Origin of the sequence: Streptomyces sp. NPDC001941, from assembly GCF_040296945.1 — a bacterium.
GTDB lineage: Bacteria > Actinomycetota > Actinomycetes > Streptomycetales > Streptomycetaceae > Streptomyces.
Genome location: NZ_JBEOYE010000043.1, coordinates 63018 through 80518, shown reverse-complemented (window position 1 = coordinate 80518; position 17501 = coordinate 63018). Strand labels below are relative to the sequence as shown.

Annotated in this window: 16 protein-coding genes; 7 read left to right on the top strand and 9 right to left on the bottom strand. The window is 72.7% G+C overall.

Annotated elements, in window-relative coordinates; all coding sequences use genetic code 11:
* The 7 genes from ABT160_RS26605 to ABT160_RS26575 form a co-directional block, all read left to right on the top strand.
* A partial coding sequence (locus ABT160_RS26605; RefSeq protein WP_351650321.1) for an Lrp/AsnC ligand binding domain-containing protein occupies positions 1-245 on the top strand: 245 nt, incomplete at its 5' end.
* On the top strand, positions 230-1609 hold the full coding sequence (locus ABT160_RS26600; protein WP_351650320.1) for an aspartate aminotransferase family protein: 1380 nt from the start codon (positions 230-232) through the stop codon (positions 1607-1609). The genes ABT160_RS26605 and ABT160_RS26600, both read left to right, overlap by 16 nt.
* A gap of 170 nt (positions 1610-1779) precedes the next feature.
* Positions 1780-2517, top strand: a complete 738-nt coding sequence (locus ABT160_RS26595; RefSeq protein ID WP_351650319.1) for an ABC transporter ATP-binding protein — start codon at positions 1780-1782, stop codon at positions 2515-2517.
* A complete protein-coding gene (locus tag ABT160_RS26590; RefSeq protein WP_351650318.1) occupies positions 2499-3653 on the top strand; it encodes a hypothetical protein in 1155 nt (384 codons plus the stop codon). Before ABT160_RS26595 ends, ABT160_RS26590 begins: the two co-directional genes overlap by 19 nt.
* Before the next feature lie 94 nt (positions 3654-3747).
* Positions 3748-4875, top strand: coding sequence for an LOG family protein (locus ABT160_RS26585; protein WP_351650317.1), 1128 nt, complete (start codon positions 3748-3750; stop codon positions 4873-4875).
* A gap of 119 nt (positions 4876-4994) precedes the next feature.
* Complete coding sequence (locus ABT160_RS26580; RefSeq protein ID WP_351650316.1) at positions 4995-5954, top strand: DMT family protein; 960 nt, start codon at positions 4995-4997, stop codon at positions 5952-5954.
* A 32-nt stretch (positions 5955-5986) separates the two neighbouring features.
* On the top strand, positions 5987-7198 hold the full coding sequence (locus tag ABT160_RS26575; protein ID WP_351650315.1) for a sensor histidine kinase: 1212 nt from the start codon (positions 5987-5989) through the stop codon (positions 7196-7198).
* A gap of 58 nt (positions 7199-7256) precedes the next feature.
* Here the strand turns inward: ABT160_RS26575 and ABT160_RS26570 are convergent, their stop codons facing one another.
* The 9 genes from ABT160_RS26570 to rpsB form a co-directional block, all read right to left on the bottom strand.
* The gene (locus tag ABT160_RS26570; protein WP_351650314.1) at positions 7257-8282 is read right to left on the bottom strand and encodes an ABC transporter ATP-binding protein; all 1026 of its coding nucleotides are present in this window, start codon (positions 8280-8282) and stop codon (positions 7257-7259) included.
* Positions 8282-9889 (bottom strand): ABC transporter permease, encoded by a 1608-nt coding sequence (locus ABT160_RS26565; protein WP_351650327.1) that lies wholly within the window; start codon positions 9887-9889, stop codon positions 8282-8284. Before ABT160_RS26565 ends, ABT160_RS26570 begins: the two co-directional genes overlap by 1 nt.
* Before the next feature lie 92 nt (positions 9890-9981).
* On the bottom strand, positions 9982-11067 hold the full coding sequence (locus ABT160_RS26560; protein ID WP_351650313.1) for a thiamine ABC transporter substrate-binding protein: 1086 nt from the start codon (positions 11065-11067) through the stop codon (positions 9982-9984).
* Between the two features lie 297 nt (positions 11068-11364).
* Entirely contained in the window at positions 11365-12474 is a 1110-nt protein-coding gene (gene rlmN, locus ABT160_RS26555) for a dual-specificity RNA methyltransferase RlmN (protein ID WP_351650312.1), read from the bottom strand.
* Positions 12475-12551: 77 nt separating this feature from the next.
* Positions 12552-13676, bottom strand: a complete 1125-nt coding sequence (locus ABT160_RS26550) for a phosphatidate cytidylyltransferase (RefSeq protein ID WP_351650311.1) — start codon at positions 13674-13676, stop codon at positions 12552-12554.
* Complete coding sequence (gene frr, locus ABT160_RS26545) at positions 13676-14233, bottom strand: ribosome recycling factor (protein ID WP_351650310.1); 558 nt, start codon at positions 14231-14233, stop codon at positions 13676-13678. Before frr ends, ABT160_RS26550 begins: the two co-directional genes overlap by 1 nt.
* Positions 14234-14369: 136 nt before the next feature.
* Complete coding sequence (gene pyrH / locus ABT160_RS26540; protein ID WP_351650309.1) at positions 14370-15134, bottom strand: UMP kinase; 765 nt, start codon at positions 15132-15134, stop codon at positions 14370-14372.
* Between the two features lie 160 nt (positions 15135-15294).
* Positions 15295-16131: a translation elongation factor Ts gene (gene tsf, locus ABT160_RS26535; RefSeq protein WP_351650308.1), complete on the bottom strand. Its 837-nt coding sequence runs from the start codon at positions 16129-16131 to the stop codon at positions 15295-15297.
* A 149-nt stretch (positions 16132-16280) separates the two neighbouring features.
* Positions 16281-17219 (bottom strand): 30S ribosomal protein S2, encoded by a 939-nt coding sequence (gene rpsB, locus ABT160_RS26530; protein ID WP_351650307.1) that lies wholly within the window; start codon positions 17217-17219, stop codon positions 16281-16283.
* Positions 17220-17501 lie beyond the last annotated feature (282 nt).

Below are 17501 nucleotides of genomic sequence, written 5' to 3'. Positions count from 1 at the left end.
TGGGCATCCACGTCGAGGGCGACCTCGAACCGGTGGCGGAGGCCCTGACGGCCATGGGCGAGTGCGAGTACGTGGTGATGACCGCGGGCTCCTTCGACCTGCTGGTGGAGGTCGTCTGCGAGGACGACGACCACCTCCTGGAAGTGATCAACAAGCGCATCCGCACCCTCCCCGGCGTGCGCTCGACCGAGAGCTTCGTCTACCTCAAGCTCAAGAAGCAGACCTATATGTGGGGAACCCGATAGCCGTGAGCAAGGACCTCTCCCAGACCGCGTACGACCACCTGTGGATGCACTTCACCCGCATGTCGTCGTACGAGAACGCCCCCGTGCCGACGATCGTGCGCGGCGAGGGCACGTACATCTACGACGACAAGGGCAAGCGCTACCTGGACGGTCTCGCGGGCCTCTTCGTGGTCCAGGCCGGCCACGGCCGCGTCGAGCTCGCCGAGACGGCCATGAGGCAGGCCAAGGAGCTGGCCTTCTTCCCGGTCTGGTCGTACGCGCACCCCAAGGCCGTCGAACTGGCCGAGCGGCTCGCGCACCACGCCCCGGGCGACCTCAACAAGGTCTTCTTCACCACCGGCGGCGGCGAGGCCGTCGAGACCGCCTGGAAGCTCGCCAAGCAGTACTTCAAGCTCACCGGCAAGCCGACCAAGCACAAGGTCATCTCCCGCGCGGTCGCCTACCACGGCACCCCGCAGGGCGCCCTGTCGATCACCGGCCTGCCCGCCCTCAAGGCCCCCTTCGAGCCGCTGGTCCCCGGCGCGCACAAGGTGCCCAACACCAACATCTACCGCGCCCCGATCCACGGCGACGACCCCGAGGCCTTCGGCCGCTGGGCCGCCGACCAGATCGAGCAGCAGATCCTCTTCGAGGGCCCCGACACCGTCGCCGCGGTCTTCCTGGAGCCCGTGCAGAACGCCGGCGGCTGCTTCCCGCCCCCGCCCGGCTACTTCCAGCGCGTGCGCGAGATCTGCGACCAGTACGACGTGCTGCTCGTCTCCGACGAGGTCATCTGCGCCTTCGGCCGCCTGGGCACCATGTTCGCCTGCGACAAGTTCGACTACGTGCCGGACATGATCACCTGCGCCAAGGGCATGACCTCGGGCTACTCCCCCATCGGCGCCTGCATCATCTCCGACCGCCTGGCGGAGCCGTTCTACAAGGGCGACAACACCTTCCTGCACGGCTACACCTTCGGCGGCCACCCGGTCTCCGCCGCGGTCGGCCTGGCCAACCTCGACATCTTCGAGAAGGAAGGCCTCAACCAGCACGTCCTCGACAACGAGGGCAACTTCAAGGCCACCCTGGAGAAGCTGCACGACCTGCCGATCGTCGGCGACGTCCGCGGCAACGGCTTCTTCTACGGCATCGAGCTGGTGAAGGACAAGCACACCAAGGAGTCCTTCAACGACGAGGAGACCGAGCGCGTCCTGTACGGCTTCCTCTCCAAGGCGCTGTACGACAACGGCCTGTACTGCCGGGCCGACGACCGCGGCGACCCGGTCGTCCAGCTCGCCCCGCCGCTCATCTCCGACCAGGGCACCTTCGACGAGATCGAGCAGATCCTGCGCGCCACCCTCACGGAGGCCTGGACCAAGCTCTGAGCCGCACGGCCGACGGCCCGGGGGCGCCCGTTCGAGTGAGAACGGGCGCCCCCGGGCCGCGTTCCGTACGTACACCCGGGCCCGAATCCCTACGGTGCCCAGTGACCGATCGGCGCCGCCTTCGTTCCCCCGTACGGGGGAGGGGGACGGGAAATCTGATCTGAACCGAGGTGTACGCCATGGTGGCCCCGCCGGACAACGACGTGCTCTGGGCGCGTTCCCTGCACCACACGCACAACGGGTCGCCCGCGCTCAGCGGCGTCTCCCTGGGGGTGCGCGAAGGAGAGATCCTCGCGGTCACCGGCCCCCGCGGCAGCGGCAAGACCACACTGCTGCGCTGCCTGTCCGGACAGCTCGTCCCCCAGCAGGGCGAGGTCTGGTTCAACAGCGGCCCCGTGCACACCCTGGGCCACCTGGCCCGCGAGCGCCTCAGGCTGCGCCGCTTCGCCTGGATCGGCCCCGAGGCGGAACTGGTCCCCGAGCTCACCGCCTGGGAGAACGCCGCCCTGCCACTGCTGCTGCGCGGCGTCGCCCACCGCGCCGCCCGCACCGCCGCCACCGAGTGGCTGGAGCGCCTGGACATCGGCGGCGTCGCCCGCCGCCGCCCGCACGCCCTGCAGCAGTCCCAGCGCCAGCGCGTCGCCGTCGCCCGCGCCCTGGTCACCACGCCCGCCGTGCTCTTCGCCGACGAGCCGACCGCCTCCCTGCACCGCGCCGACCGCGCCCAGGTGCTGCGCACCCTGACCGCCGCGGCCCGCTCGCACCGCATCACCGTGGTGCTGGCCACCCACGACCCGGACGTCGCCGCGCTCGCCGACCGCGCCCTCGCCCTGCTCGACGGCCGCCGCGTCAACTCCCTGCAGCTGCCGGAAGCGGAGGGCCGTGCCGCGTGCTCGCTCTCCGTCTAGCCCGCGGCACCCGCCCGCTGGTCCTGCTGCGCCGGCTGCTCGTGGCGGCCGCCTCGGCCGGCGTCGGCTTCCTCCTGCTGTGCACCCTGGGGTACGCGGTGGCGCACCCCGAACACCCCACCGCCAACGTGCTGCGGCTGGCCTGGTGCCTGATCCCGCTCGCCGCCACCGTGCACCTCGCGGTCGCCGTCGCCCGCACCGACCCGGCCACCCGGCCGCGCCCCGGCCTCTCCGCCGTCGGCCTCGGCCCGGCCCGGCTCACCGTGCTCGCCGCCGTCTCCACCGCCATCTCGGCGACCCTGGGCTCCGCCGTGGCCCTGCTGTTCTACCTGCACCTGCGCGGCGACATCACCGGCCTGCCCTTCGACGGCGCGGGCGCCGACCTGCTCGCCGCCGACCGCCCGCTGCCGCTGGCCGCCGCGCTCACCCTGCTGGCCGTACTGCCCGTCGCCGCGTCCGCCGCCGCCGCGCTCGCGCTGCGCCCGCGCCGCGCCGTGCCCGGCGACGAGGCCGACCCCGACCGCCCCGAGGCGCCGCCCGCCGCGCCCACCGGGCTGCCCTGGGGCGTGGCCCTGCTCGCGGCGGGCCTGGCCGTGGAGACCTACGCGGCCCGCGGCGCGAGCGGCGGCTTCCCGCTGCCCGGCCGCTTCGACGGCAACCCGGCCGGGGTGCTGGCCGGCTGGACCCTGACCGCGCTCGGCCTGGCCATGGCCGGGCCCAGCGTCACCCACCTGTGCGGGCGCCTCCTGCAGACCCTGCGCCCCGGCGCGACCCGGCTGCTCGCGGGGCGGGTCCTGATGGACGAGGCCCAGCGCGTCGGCCGCCCGCTGGGCGTGGTGTGCGCGGTCGCCTCGGGCGCCCTGGCCGTCTCGGCGACGTACAGCGGTCCCTCGCTCGGGCCGCTGACCGCGCTGGGCGCCACCCTGGTGGTGGCCTGCACCTCGGCGACGCTGCTCACCGCGGCCCTGGAGGCCAAGCAGTCCCGCGCCGGCACCACCGCCGCACTGCTGCGCCTGGGCGCCGCCCCCACCCTGCTGCGCTCGGCCGCGGCCCTGCGCGCGACCGCCCTGATCGCCGTGTTCGCCCCGCTGACCTGGGCGGTCGCGGAGATCGCGGCGACACCGCTGCGCGGCTGAGACCGCCGCGCGAGGACCCCCGGAGGGGGCCGGGCCACGGGGCCGGCCCCCTCCGGGCAGCCACCCGCCCCGGCCCGGCGCCTATCGTGGGCCCATGGCTGACGACGCACTCCTGGCACCCGCGCCCGACGACGACCGGGAGATAGAGACCCTCGGCGAGTTCGACGAGGTCACCGCCCGCGGCCCGCTCTCGGGCCACCGCGTGCAGTCCGTGGACCTGACCGGCCGCACCGACGTCCTGCTCGCCACCCCCGCCGACGGCGCCGTGTTCCTGGGCTGCCCCATGGAGCCGGAGGCCGCCGCGAAGGTGCGCGCCGAGGGGGCCCTGGTCTTCCCGCCCGTCCCGGACCTGCCCTTCGACCCCTACCGCGGACTGCTCTACACGCCCGACGAGCTCTTCGAGCACCTCGCCGAGCGGGGGTACGAGGGGACGCCCGACGCCCTGTCGTACGCCTGGTTCCAGCGCACCAAGGACGACGGCGACGTCTTCGCCTCGATGCTCCGCTCCATCCACGACGACTCCGTCTCCGACGCCCTGGACGAACTCCTGCGCGGCGCCCGCGTGGTCGGCGTCATGGGCGGCCACCAGATGAAGCGCGGCACGGACGCCTACGCGGGCGCCGCGCGCCTGGGCCGCACCCTGGCCCGCTCGGGCCTGACCGTGGCCACCGGCGGCGGGCCGGGCGCGATGGAGGCCGCCAACCTCGGGGCGTACGCCGCGCCGCACCCCGACGCGATGCTCGACGACGCGCTGCGGGCCCTGGCCAAGGCGCCCTCGTTCACCCCGTCCGTCGGCGACTGGGCGCTGGCCGCCTTCGACGTGCGGCAGCGCTGGCCCGAGGGCGGCGCCTCGGTCGGCATCCCCACCTGGTTCTACGGGCACGAACCGCCCAACGCGTTCGCCGCGCACATCGCCAAGTACTTCGCCAACGCCGTCCGCGAGGACGGCCTGCTGGCCCGGTCCAACGCCGGGGTCGTCTTCCTGCCGGGCGCCGCCGGGACCGTACAGGAGATCTTCGACAACGCGACGCCCAACTACTACTCCTCGCGCGGCGAGCCCACCCCCATGGTGCTGGTCGACCGGGAGCACTGGACCGAGCGGCTGCCCGCCTGGCCGCTGCTCACCGCGCTCGCCGAGGGCCGCCCGATGCGCGACCGCATCGCCCTGGTGGACACCGTGGAGGAGGCGCCCGCCGCGCTCGCCCGCCTCACCGGAGCCTGAGCCCCCCGATCCCGCGCGGCGGCCCAGGCAACCCCCGGGCCGCCGATCACGTCTGGCAGAGGTAACCACCCGGCCGGTCCGACCACCCGGCCGGTACCTCGTCGGAAACGGACCACCGCGTGCTCATCGGCCTGATCACCGCCATAGCGGCCTCCCTCTGCTACGGCACCGGCTCCGTCCTGCAAGCCGTCGGCTCGCGCCGGGCCGCCCGCCGCGACACCGCCGGGGCCGGGGTCACCGCGCACGGAGGACCCAGCCTGTCCTCCACCGCCCAGGCCGCGATGACCTGGGAGTTCATCGTCGGCACCGTGCTGGACTTCATCGGCTTCGGGCTCGGCGCGCTGGCCGCCCGGATGCTGCCGCTGTTCCTCTCCCAGACGGTGATCAGCGCCAACCTGGTGGTCACCGCGGTCCTCAGCGTCCGGCTGCTCGGCATCCGGCTGACCCGCGCCGAGTGGACCTCCATCGGCGTGGTCTGCTCCGCCCTGGTCCTGCTGGCCACCGCCGCGGGCCCCGAGGGCGGCGGCCACACCCCGATCGCCACGCACTGGTGGCTGCTCGCGGTGTCGGTGCTGCTGATGGCCGTCGGCACGCTCGCCGTGCGGCTGCTCGGCGGCAGCGCCGCGATCCTCGCCGGCCTGCTCTCCGGCCTCGGCTTCGGCGCCCTGGGCGTCGGCGTGCGGATCCTGAACGGCATCGACCCGTTCGACCCGGCGGCCCTGCTCACCGACCCGGCGCTGTACGCGATCGTGGTCGCCGGCGCCGGCGGCATGTACCTGCACACGGTGGCCCTGCAGATCGGCTCGGTCAACGGCGCCACCGCCGCCCTGGTCGTCGGCGAGACCGTGCTGCCCGGCGCGATCGGCGTGCTGTGGCTGGGCGACGCCTCCCGCGCCGGGTTCGGCTGGCTCGCCGTCACCGGGTTCCTGCTGGCCGTCGCGGGCGCGGTCGCCGTCGCCTGGTACGGCGCGCCCGAGGCGCACGCGGGCGCGCCGGCGCCCCAGGAGCCCGAACCGGCCGGGAACAGTGCCGCCGATGCGCCCGAGACCGGCCGTGAGCTGGTCCCCGACGCCTCGTAGACTCCCCGCCGGGGGAACCACCGGGGGCTGACATGGGGCTGCGCATCAAGATAGGCGCGACGATCGCGGCGACCGCCGCGCTCGCCGCGCTGGTCACGGGCATCCAGGTGCCCCGGCTGCTCACCGACCGGGGCCGCGAACAGGCCATGGAGCGGCTGCTGTACGCCCAGCGGGCGTACGAGCACGGCAAGGGGGCCGACGCGCCCAAGTACGGGATGCGCGTCGACCCGCCCGACCTGCCCGGGCCGCTGCGCCGGGCGACCCGCGCGGGCCACCGCGCCACCTTCGTCCAGGAGCGCGACGGCGTCCGGCTCATCTGGGCCGCCGTCCCCCACGACGGCCACGTCCTGGCCCTGCGCGAACGCGAGGACCCGCTCTCCGGCAAGCTCCAGCAGGGCATGCTGCGCGCCGGCCTGGTCGGCACCCTGGTCGCCACCCTCATCGGCATCCTGCTCGCCACCCGGCTCGGCCGCCGGCTGCGCGTCTCCGCGCACCGCGCCGCCCAGATCGCCGGCGGGGACCTGCGGGCGCGCCTGCCGCACGGCGGGCGCGACGAGATCGGCAAGCTGACCCGGGCGGTGAACACGATGGCCGAGGCGCTCGCGGACCGGCTGGACGCCGAGCGCGAGGTCACCGCCAACATCGCGCACGAGCTGCGCACCCCGGTCGCCGGACTGGTCGCCGCCGCGGGCCTGCTGCCCGACGGGCGCGCCGAGTCGATGGTCAAGGACCGGGCCTCGCACCTGCGCGACCTGGTCGAGGACATCCTCGAAGTGGCCCGGCTCGACAACGGTGTCGAGCGCGCCGAGACCCGGCTGGTGGAGCTGGCGCCGCTGGTGCGGCGGGCGGTGCTCGCCGCCACCGACGGCACCGGCGGCGGCGTGGCCGTCGAGGTGGTCGAGGACGCCCTGGTGGAGACCGACTCGCGCCGGGTGGAGCGGGTCCTGACGAACCTGGTCACCAACGCCCTGCGGCACGGCGCCCGGCCGGTCGCGGTCGAGGTGGACGCGGGCGTGGTACGGGTCCGCGACAGCGGCGGCGGCTTCCCCGAGCACCTGCTCGCGCACGGCCCGCAGCGCTTCCAGACCAGCGCGGTCGGCCAGGGCCTGGGCCTCGGCCTGACGATCGCCGCGGGCCAGGCCGCGGTCCTCGGCGCACCCCTGGAGTTCACCAACCCCGAGGGCGGCGGCGCCCAGGCGTCCCTGGACCTGCGCGCGTCGGTACGGGAAGCGGAAGCCCCGTAGCCCTGGAGCCCCTCAGTGCGCACCCCGTAAGACTCAGAGCGCACCCCGCACCCCTCACTCAGCCCCGCTCCAGCACCACCACGTCCGCCTCCGTGAACACCGCGTCCACCGCGGCCCCTTCGGCGGGCGCCGCGTCCAGCGGGCAGAGCGCCTCGATCGGCGGTGCCCCGTCCACCGGGCGCAGCCGCACCGCGACCCGGTCGCCGCGGAACGCCCGGGCGTCCACCACGCAGGCCAGCCCCTCCCCCGGCGCCGCGAGCCGCACCCCGCCGGGGCGCACCAGCAGCGGGCGCCCGCCCTGCGGGGAGCCCGCCGGGACCGGCACCTTGCCCCACGGGGTGTCCGCGGCCTGCCCGGTGACCTGGGCGTCCACCACGTTGTCGAAGCCCAGGAAGCGGGCCACGAACGCGTCGGCCGGACGCTGCCACACCTCGCTCGGCGTGCCGGTCTGGGCGATGCGCCCGTCGCGCATCACCACGACCCGGTCGGCGAGCGCGAACGCCTCGCCCTGGTCGTGCGTGACGGCCAGCACCGTCGTGCCGAGCCGCCCGAACAGCGCCCGCAGCTCCCCCACCAGGCGCTCGCGCAGCCCCCGGTCCAGCTGGCCCAGCGGTTCGTCCAGCATCAGCAGCCGGGGCCGGGGCGCCAGCGCGCGGGCCAGCGCGACCCGCTGCTGCTCGCCGCCGGACAGCGAGGCGACGGCCCGGCGCGCGGCGCCCGGCAGCCCCACGAGCTCCAGCAACTCCTCGACGCGCAGGGCCTGTTCGGCGCGCGGCACCCCGTGCATGCGCAGCCCGAAGGCCACGTTGCCGGCCACGTCGCGCTGCGGGAACAGCTGGTGGTCCTGGAACATCAGGCCCACCCCGCGCCGGTGCACCGGCACCCCGGCCTGGTCGGCGCCGCCCAGCAGCACCCGGCCCGTATGGACGGGCTGCAGGCCCGCCACCGCGCGCAGCAGCGTCGACTTGCCGCTGCCGCTGGGCCCGAGCACGCACACGATCTCGTGCTCGGCCACGGCCAGGTCCACGCCGTCGAGCACGGCCCGCTCGCCGAACCGCACGCCCACGTTCTCGGTCGTCAGCATCAGAACTCCCCGGAGCGATCCGTGCGCACGCGCTCCAGGACGAGCAGCGCCACCGCGCACACCACCATCAGTACCGTCGACAGGGCCATCGCCTGTCCGTAGCTCGTCTCGCCGGGCCGCCCGAGCAGGCGGGCCACTGCCACCGGCAGGGTCGGCCGGTCGGGACGGGCGATGAACACCGTCGCGCCGAACTCGCCCAGCGAGACGGCGAACGCGAACCCGGCGGCCACCAGCAGCGCCCTGCGCACCATCGGCAGGTCCACCTCGCGCCAGGCCCGCAGCGGGGAGGCGCCGAGCACGGCCGCCGCCTCGCGCAGCCGCCCGTCGACGGCGCGCAGCACCGGCAGCATGGTCCGTACGACGAAGGGGACGCCGACCAGCGCCTGGGCCAGCGGCACCAGGATCCACGAGGTGCGCAGGTCCAGCGGCGGCTCGTCCAGGGTGATCAGGAATCCGAAGCCGACGGTGACCGCGGAGACGCCCAGCGGCAGCATCAGCAGCGCGTCGAAGGCGCGCACCACGCGTCCGGCCCGCCGGGTGAGCGCGGCGGCGGCCAGCCCTCCGACGGCCACGGCGATCGCGGTGGCCGCCAGCGCGTACTGCAGCGAGTTCCACACCGCCTGGACCGGCGGCACCAGGAACGTCCCGCCGTCGGTGGTGCCCAGCGACCGGTAGTGGTCCAGGCCGTGGCCGCCGGGGACGCTCAGCGAGCGCTCCAGGAGCACCGCGAGCGGCAGCAGCACGAGCAGCAGCACGGTCAGCAGGACGCCGCCGAGGACGGCCCGCTGCCCGGCCCCTCGCGGGCGACGGGCGGTGAGCGCCGGGTCGACCAGCCGCAGCGCGCCCTCGCGGCGGCGCACGGTCCAGCCGTGCACGGCCAGGACCGCGCCGACGGCGGCGAACTGCACCAGGGTCAGCACGGCGGCGGTGGGCAGGTCGAGCAGCTGGGCGGTCTGCCGGTAGATCTCCACCTCCAGGGTGGAGTACGCGGGCCCGCCGAGGATCTGCACGACGCCGAAGGAGGTGAAGGTGAACAGGAACACCATCAGCGCGGCGGCGGCGACGGCCGGGCCGAGCGCGGGCAGCACGACCCGCCGCCAGGCCCCGAACCGGGAGGCGCCGAGCACCCGCGCGGCCTCTTCCTGGCGCGGGTCGAGCTGGGACCACAGGCCGCCCACGGTCCGTACGACGACGGCGTAGTTGAAGAAGACGTGCGCGAGCAGGATCGCCCAGACCGTGGTGTCCAGGCGCACCCCCCACAGGTCGTCGAGCAGCCCGCCGCGCCCGAGCAGGGCCAGGAACGCGGTGCCGACGACGACGGTCGGCAGGACGAACGGCACGGTGACCACGGCCCGCAGCAGCTGCTTGCCGGGAAAGTCCAGGCGTGCGAAGACGTACGCGCCGGGCAGGGCGAGCAGCAGGGTCAGCGCGGTCGAGGCGAGGGCCTGCCAGGTGGTGAACCACAGGACGTCGAGGACGTCGGGGTCGGTGAGCACCTGGCCGACGCGCCCGAACTGCCAGCCGCCGCCGTCCTTCAGGCCCCGGCCGACGATCGCGGCGACCGGGTAGGCGAAGAAGAGGGCGAAGAAGACCACGGGCAGCGCCATCAGGGCGGCCCGGGTGGCGGGGGCCCGCCACCCGGCGCCCGTACGGGCCGGGCGGCGCTCCCGCGCCGTGCCGTCCCGCGTCACGTCACGCGTCACTTCACGGTGATCGAGGTCCACGTCTTGACCCAGCCCTCGCGGTTCTTCGCGATGTCCGCCGCGGGCACCGTCTTCGGGTCCACCGCCATCTCACCGAACGTGGTGAACAGCTCGGGCAGCTTCGCGCCCTTGAGCACGGGGTTGACGAACATCTGCAGCGGCATGTCCTCCTGGAACCTCTTGGAGATCAGGAAGTCCAGGAACGCCTTGCCGCCGGCCTCGTTCTTCGCGCCCTTGAGCAGCCCGGCGAACTCGGTCTGGCGGAAGCAGGTGCCGGTGGCCACGCCGGTGGGCGCCTGGGCGGGCTGCGGCTTGGAGTAGAGCACCTCGACGGGCGGGCTGGAGGCGTAGCTGACCACCAGCGGGCGGTCCGCCTTGGCCTTCTTGCCGCCGGCCGAGCCGGAGAACTCCTGGTTGTAGGCCTGCTCCCAGCCGTCGACGACCTTGACGCCGTTGGCCTTGAGCTTCTTCCAGTAGTCCTGCCAGCCGTCGTCGCCGTACCGCGCGACCGATCCGAGCAGGAAGCCGAGGCCCGGCGAGGACGTCGCGGCGTTCTCCACCACGAGGAGGTCCTTGTACGCGGGCTCGGCGAGGTCGTCGAAGGACTTCGGCGGCGCCAGCTTCTTGTCCGCGAAGTACTTCTTGTCGTAGTTGACGCAGATGTCGCCGGTGTCGACGGGCGTCACCCGGTGCTCGTCCTTGTCCAGCTGGGCCGCGGCCTCGACCTGGCCCAGGCCCTTGGCCTCGTACGGCGTGAACAGGCCGTTGTCCAGGGCCCGGGAGAGCAGGGTGTTGTCCACGCCGAAGAACACGTCGCCGCGCGGCGAGCCCTTGGTCAGGACCTCCTGGTTCAGGGCGGCGCCCGCGTCCCCGCTCTTGAGGACCTTCACCTGGTAGCCGCTGGACTTCTCGAACTCCTCGAGGACCGCCGGGGTCACGTTGAAGGAGTCGTGGGTGACGACGGTGACCGTCTTGCCGCCGGCGGACGAGGAGCCGCCGTCGCCGGAGCCGCACGCGGCGAGGGCGGTGACGCCCACGGCGGCGGCCAGCGCACCGGCCGCCAGCCTGAAGGTGGTGCTCACTGAAGATTCCTCCTGGGTTGACCAGGAGAAGACGCGGCCCTGCCCGCCTCGCGGCGGGCAGGGCGCAACAGCTTGGAGTGGTGACCGAACTTCCTACCCAGAATGACCTGGGCAAGGTTCAGAGGGTCTGCGCGGCGCCGTGGCGGCCGCGCACTCTCAGCGCTGTGGCGCTCCCCTGTCGGAATGGGATGAAGTTGTCGCGCACGGACGGATCACGCACGAGCCACACAGGTGCCTCGCACGGATCATCGCGTACGGATGGAGTTTTCGAGCCAAGCGTACGCCACGCCGAAAACGTCAGCGCTCGGACGCCGCCAGCTGCCCGCACGCCCCGTCGATCTCCTGGCCCCGGGTGTCGCGCACCGTCACCGGCACCCCGTGCGCCGCGATCGCCTCGACGAACGCCTTCTCGTCCTCGGGCCGCGAGGCGGTCCACTTGGAGCCCGGCGTCGGGTTCAGCGGGATCAGGTTCACGTGCACCCGCTTGCCCTTGAGCAGGCGTCCCAGCAGGTCACCGCGCCAGGCCTGGTCGTTGATGTCACGGATCAGCGCGTACTCGATGGAGATGCGGCGGCCGGACTTCTCCGCGTACTCCCACGCCGCGTCCAGCACCTCGCGCACCTTCCAGCGCGTGTTCACCGGCACCAGCGTGTCCCGCAGCTCGTCGTCCGGGGCGTGCAGCGACACCGCGAGCCGGCACTTGAAGCCCTCGTCGGCGAAGCGCAGCATGGCCGGAACCAGACCCACCGTGGAGACGGTGATGCCGCGCTGGGACAGGCCCAGGCCGTCCGGCTCCGGGTCGGTCAGCCGGCGGATCGCGCCGACCACCCGCTTGTAGTTCGCCAGCGGCTCGCCCATGCCCATGAACACGATGTTCGACAGGCGCGCCGGGCCGCCCGGCACCTCGCCGTCGCGCAGCGACCGCATGCCGTCGACGATCTGGTGCACGATCTCCGCCGTCGACAGGTTGCGGTCCAGGCCCGCCTGCCCGGTCGCGCAGAACGGACAGTTCATGCCGCAGCCGGCCTGCGAGGAGATGCACATGGTCACCCGGTCCGGGTAGCGCATCAGCACCGACTCCACCAGGGTGCCGTCGTGCAGCTTCCACAGCGTCTTGCGGGTGGTGTCGTCGTCGCAGGAGATGTGCCGTACGACGCTCATCAGGTCGGGCAGCAGCTCCCCGGCCAGCTTCTCGCGCGAGGCCGCCGGGATGTCCGTCCACTGGGCCGGGTCGTGCGCGTACCGCGCGAAGTAGTGCTGCGAGAGCTGCTTGGCGCGGAACGGCTTCTCGCCGATCGCGGCCACCGCCTCCTTGCGCTCGGCCGGCGTCAGGTCGGCCAGGTGCCGCGGCGGCTTCTTGGCTCCGCGGGGCGCGACGAAGGTCAGTTCTCCCGGGGCGGGGGCCATGGCGCTCAAGTCTCCTCGGTGACGGCAAAAGGGCGTGCCGCAAGGAACGACACGCCCTTCCAGGGTAACCGGCGGGCTCAGCCCTGCCCGACGAACAGGGTGAGCAGCAGCCACACCACCGGCGCGGTGGGCAGCAGCGAGTCCAGCCGGTCCATGATCCCGCCGTGGCCCGGCAGCAGCGTCCCCATGTCCTTGATGCCCAGGTCACGCTTGATCATCGACTCGCCCAGGTCGCCCAGCGTCGCGCTGGCCGCCACCGCGAACCCCAGCACCAGGCCCTGCCACCAGCTGCCGCCGTCGATCAGGAACTGCATGCACAGCGCGCCCGCCGCCATCGCGAACGTCACCGCGCCCACCAGGCCCTCGCGGGTCTTCCCGGGGCTGATGCGCGGCGCCAGCTTGTGCTTGCCGAACCGCCAGCCGACCGCGTACGCCCCGGTGTCGCTGACCACCGTCAGCACCAGGAACGTCAGCACCCGCTGCGGGCCGTCGTCCGCGGTCAGCAGCAGCGCCACGAACGTCGCCAGGAACGGCACGTAGAACGCCGCGAAGACACCCGCCGTGACGTCCTTCAGATAGCCCTCGGGGGGCTCCGTCATCCGCCACACCAGCACCGCGAGCGCGGTCAGCGCCATGGCCACCCAGGCGCCCTCGGCACCCCGGACGTACCCGGCGACGACCATCGCCGCGCCGCCCACGGCCAGCGGCACCAGCGGCGCCCTGATCTGCTTGCGCTCCTCCAGGCGGGAGGTCAGCTCCCACAGGCCCACCACCACGGCGACCGCTATCACGCCGATGAACACGGCCTTGACGATAAACAGCGACGCGATGATCACCGCGCCGAGGCCGACGCCCACCCCTATGGCCGCGCCCAGGTCCCGGCCCGCGCTCTTCTTCTGCGGCGCCGCCGGGGCGGGCGGCGCGGGCTGGGGGGCTGCGGTGGGCATGGGCTCCTGCGGCATCTCGTCGCGGATCGGGTCACGGAACGGGGGGCCGCTCAGCGAAGCGGCCCCCCGGTCGTGGTCGTCGTGGTCGTCCTGGTACGAGCCGTCAGGAACGTCGGGCACGATGGGCATGGGCCGAGTCTGCTGTGCGTCGTGCCCATCGTAGGCGGGACCCGCCGGGCCCGCCGGTGCGGGCCCCTGGTCGGGTGGGCCCCAGTAGTCCGCTCTGGGCGGCGCCCCCCAGGAAGAGTCGTTCATCAGACCTCGAGCAGCTCGGCTTCCTTGTGCTTGAGCAGCTCGTCCACCTGCGCGACGTACTTCGCGGTGAGGTCGTCGAGCTCCTTCTCGGCGCGGCGGCCCTCGTCCTCGCCGACCTCGCCGTCCTTGACGAGCTTGTCGATGGACTCCTTGGCCTTGCGGCGCACCGAGCGGATCGAGATCTTCGAGTCCTCGGCCTTGCCCTTGGCGACCTTGATGTAGTCGCGGCGGCGCTCCTCGGTGAGCTCGGGGAACACCACACGGATGATGTTGCCGTCGTTGCTCGGGTTGACGCCCAGGTCCGAGTCGCGGATCGCCTGCTCGATGTTGCGCAGCGCGGTCTTGTCGAACGGCGTCACGACGGCCATCCGCGGCTCCGGCACCGAGAACGAGGCCATCTGGTTGATCGGCGTCAGGGCGCCGTAGTAGTCGGCCACGATCTTGTTGAACATCGCCGGGTGCGCACGGCCGGTGCGGATCGCGGCGAAGTCCTCCTTGGCGACCACGACGGCCTTCTCCATCTTCTCCTCGGCCTCGAGGAGGGTCTCTTCGATCACCACTTGCTCCTGCGTGTCTTGAGTAGGCCCGGCGTCACGGTGCCGGCGGAACCTGCGTCGCGTCTTCTCCTGCACGGTGTCCCACCGGCAGGGCTTTGTCCATCCCCCGCACCTCGGCGGGGGACGCTCCGGGATGTCAGGCCCGGGTGCCCTCGTCGCTGACGAGCGTGCCGATCTTCTCACCCTTGACCGCGCGGGCGATATTGCCCGCCGTGAGCAGCTCGAAGACGAGGATCGGCAGCGCGTTGTCCCGGCAGAGGGTGATGGCGGTGGCGTCGGCGACCTTCAGGTCCCGGGCCAGCACCTCGCCGTACTCGAGCGCGTCGAACTTCACCGCGTCCGGGTTGGTCTTCGGGTCGGAGTCGTAGACCCCGTCGACGCCGTTCTTGCCCATCAGCAGGGCCTCGGCGTCGATCTCCAGGGCGCGCTGGGCGGCCGTGGTGTCGGTGGAGAAGTACGGCATTCCCATGCCGGCGCCGAAGATGACCACACGGCCCTTCTCCAGGTGGCGCACGGCGCGCAGCGGGATGTACGGCTCGGCGACCTGGCCCATGGTGATGGCGGTCTGGACCCGGCTGTCGATGCCCTCCTTCTCCAGGAAGTCCTGGAGGGCCAGGCAGTTCATCACGGTGCCGAGCATGCCCATGTAGTCCGAGCGGGCCCGGTCCATGCCGCGCTGCTGGAGCTCGGCGCCGCGGAAGAAGTTGCCGCCGCCGATCACGATGGCGATCTCCGCGCCGTCGCGGACGACGGCGGCGATCTCACGCGCGATGGCGTGGACGACGTCGGGGTCGACGCCGAGGCCGGTTCCGCCGGAGAAAGCCTCACCGGACAGCTTCAGCATGAAGCGGCCGGCCTTCTTGCCGTCGTGGGTGTCGCCCTGAGCGGCGTCCTGGTTCATGGAGATCTCCTCGTGCACATACGAAGAAGGCCATTGCCGGTGGGTGCTGGTGTCCCTCGCGGCAATGGCCTCCTCGTCAGATCTGCGGCAGTCCGGTGCGTGACCGCACGGTACCCGCCTGGAAAACCCTAGCGGGCTCCCGCGTCGACCGCGTTCCGGGTCAGATGCCGACCTTGATGCGCGCGAAGCGCTTCAGGCTGACACCGGCGTCCTTCAGGACCTGCTCGACGGACTTCTTGTTGTCCAGCGCGTACGGCTGGCCCAGCAGGGTCGCGTCCTTGAAGAAGCCGTTGAGGCGACCCTCGACGATCTTCGGCAGGGCGGCCTCGGGCTTGCCCTCGGCGCGGGTGGTCTCCTCGGCGACGCGGCGCTCGGACTCGACGACCTCGGCCGGCACGTCCTCCTTGGCCAGGTACTTCGGCGCGAAGGCGGCGATGTGCTGGGCGACACCCTTGGCGGTGGCGGCGTCTTCCTTGTCCAGCTCGACCAGGACACCGATCTGCGGCGGCAGGTCGGGCATGGTGCGGTGCATGTACGCGAAGACGTAGCCGTCCGCGAACTGGGCGAAGCGGTCCAGGACGATCTTCTCGCCCAGGTTCGCGTTGGCCTCGTCCACGAACGCCTGGACGGTCTTGCCGGCCTCGATCTCGGAGGCGAGCAGCGCCTCGATGTCCGCCGGGGCGGACTTGGCGACGTGCTCGGCGATCTGGTTGGCGACGGCCTGGAACTTCTCGCCCTTGGCGACGAAGTCCGTCTCGCACTTCAGCTCGACGATGACACCGGAGGTGTTGTCGTCGGCGATGATGGAGACGACCGCGCCGTTCTCGGCCGAGCGGCCCTCGCGCTTGGCGACGCCCTTCTGGCCCTTGATGCGCAGGGCCTCGACGGCCTTGTCGACGCTGCCGTCGGCCTCGTCGAGCGCCTTCTTGCAGTCCATCATGCCGGCGCCGGTGAGCTCGCGGAGCTTCTTGACGTCAGCGGCGGTGTAGTTCGCCATGAGTCTGTGTTCTCTCTCGAAGTCTTTGGAAGATCTACGAAGATCTGGGGCTACGGGTGGACGGCGGGGGCTTCGTGGGCCCCCGCCGTCAACGTCCGAACCTGTGGTTCACCCGGCCGGTAACGGCGCGGGGTTCACCGGGTGGGGCGTCAGGCCTGCTCGGCGTCCGCGGCCGGGGCGGCCTCGGCCGGAGCCTCGGCAGCGGCCTCGGCGGCCGGAGCCTCCGCGGCGGGGGCCTCAGCGGCCGGGGCCTCGGCCTCGGCCTCGGCGGCAGGGGCCTCGGCGGCGGCCGGAGCCTCGTCCGCCTTCTTCTCGCCCTCGAGCAGGTCGCGCTCCCACTCGGCCAGCGGCTCGCCCTGGGCCTTCTCGCCCGGCTTCGAGTCACCGGTGGCCACGCCGGAGCGGGCGATGAGGCCCTCGGCGACGGCGTCGGCGATCACGCGGGTGAGCAGCGTGACGGAGCGGATCGCGTCGTCGTTGCCGGGGATCTTGTAGTCGACCTCGTCCGGGTCGCAGTTGGTGTCGAGGATCGCGACGACCGGGATGTGGAGCTTGCGGGCCTCGCCGACCGCGATGTGCTCCTTCTTGGTGTCCACGATCCAGACGGCGCTGGGCACCTTCTGCATCTCGCGGATACCACCGAGGGTCTTCTCCAGCTTGGCCTTCTCGCGCGAGAGGACCAGGAGCTCCTTCTTGGTGAGGCCGGAGGCGGCCACGTCCTCGAAGTCGATCGCCTCAAGCTCCTTGAGACGCTGCAGGCGCTTGTAGACGGTGGAGAAGTTGGTGAGCATGCCACCCAGCCAGCGCTGGTTGACGTACGGCATGCCGACGCGCGTCGCCTGCTCGGCGATGGCCTCCTGCGCCTGCTTCTTCGTACCGACGAACATGATGGAACCGCCGTGCGCGACGGTCTCCTTCACGAACTCGTAGGCGCGGTCGATGTACGACAGCGACTGCAGCAGGTCGATGATGTAGATGCCGTTGCGCTCCGTGAAGATGAAACGCTTCATCTTCGGGTTCCAACGACGGGTCTGGTGACCGAAGTGGACGCCGCTCTCCAGCAGCTCCCGCATCGTGACGACGGCCATGGCCGTATCTCCTTGGTTTTCTCGGTTATGTCCTGACGCCCCGGCGCGCTGTGCCACGAGGGACCGAAAAGCGCTGCCACGGCTTACGAGGCCGGTGGCGGGGCGTGCGAAGTCGACCCGGTGACCCGGATCGCCAGAAGAAGTGTACGGGACCCGGACAGTGCCGGGTGACGGCGCTGTCCACAACCGACCAGTACTCCACAGGCCCGCACGCCACAGCGTGCCCACTGCCAAGCTGAGCGTCACCAGGAGCGATCACCACCGCTCCCCCGGACCGCGTCC

Excerpts from the sequence above, each read along its gene's own strand:
- pyrH (WP_351650309.1), bottom strand. The coding sequence starts at position 15,134 with ATGAACCAGGACGCCGCTCAGGGCGACACCCACGACGGCAAGAAGGCC.
- ABT160_RS26575 (WP_351650315.1), top strand. The coding sequence starts at position 5,987 with ATGGGGCTGCGCATCAAGATAGGCGCGACGATCGCGGCGACCGCCGCG.
- ABT160_RS26550 (WP_351650311.1), bottom strand. The coding sequence starts at position 13,676 with ATGAACGACTCTTCCTGGGGGGCGCCGCCCAGAGCGGACTACTGGGGC.
- tsf (WP_351650308.1), bottom strand. The coding sequence starts at position 16,131 with ATGGCGAACTACACCGCCGCTGACGTCAAGAAGCTCCGCGAGCTCACC.
- ABT160_RS26570 (WP_351650314.1), bottom strand. The coding sequence starts at position 8,282 with ATGCTGACGACCGAGAACGTGGGCGTGCGGTTCGGCGAGCGGGCCGTG.
- ABT160_RS26585 (WP_351650317.1), top strand. The coding sequence starts at position 3,748 with ATGGCTGACGACGCACTCCTGGCACCCGCGCCCGACGACGACCGGGAG.
- rlmN (WP_351650312.1), bottom strand. The coding sequence starts at position 12,474 with ATGGCCCCCGCCCCGGGAGAACTGACCTTCGTCGCGCCCCGCGGAGCC.
- ABT160_RS26565 (WP_351650327.1), bottom strand. The coding sequence starts at position 9,889 with ATGGCGCTGCCCGTGGTCTTCTTCGCCCTCTTCTTCGCCTACCCGGTC.
- rpsB (WP_351650307.1), bottom strand. The coding sequence starts at position 17,219 with ATGGCCGTCGTCACGATGCGGGAGCTGCTGGAGAGCGGCGTCCACTTC.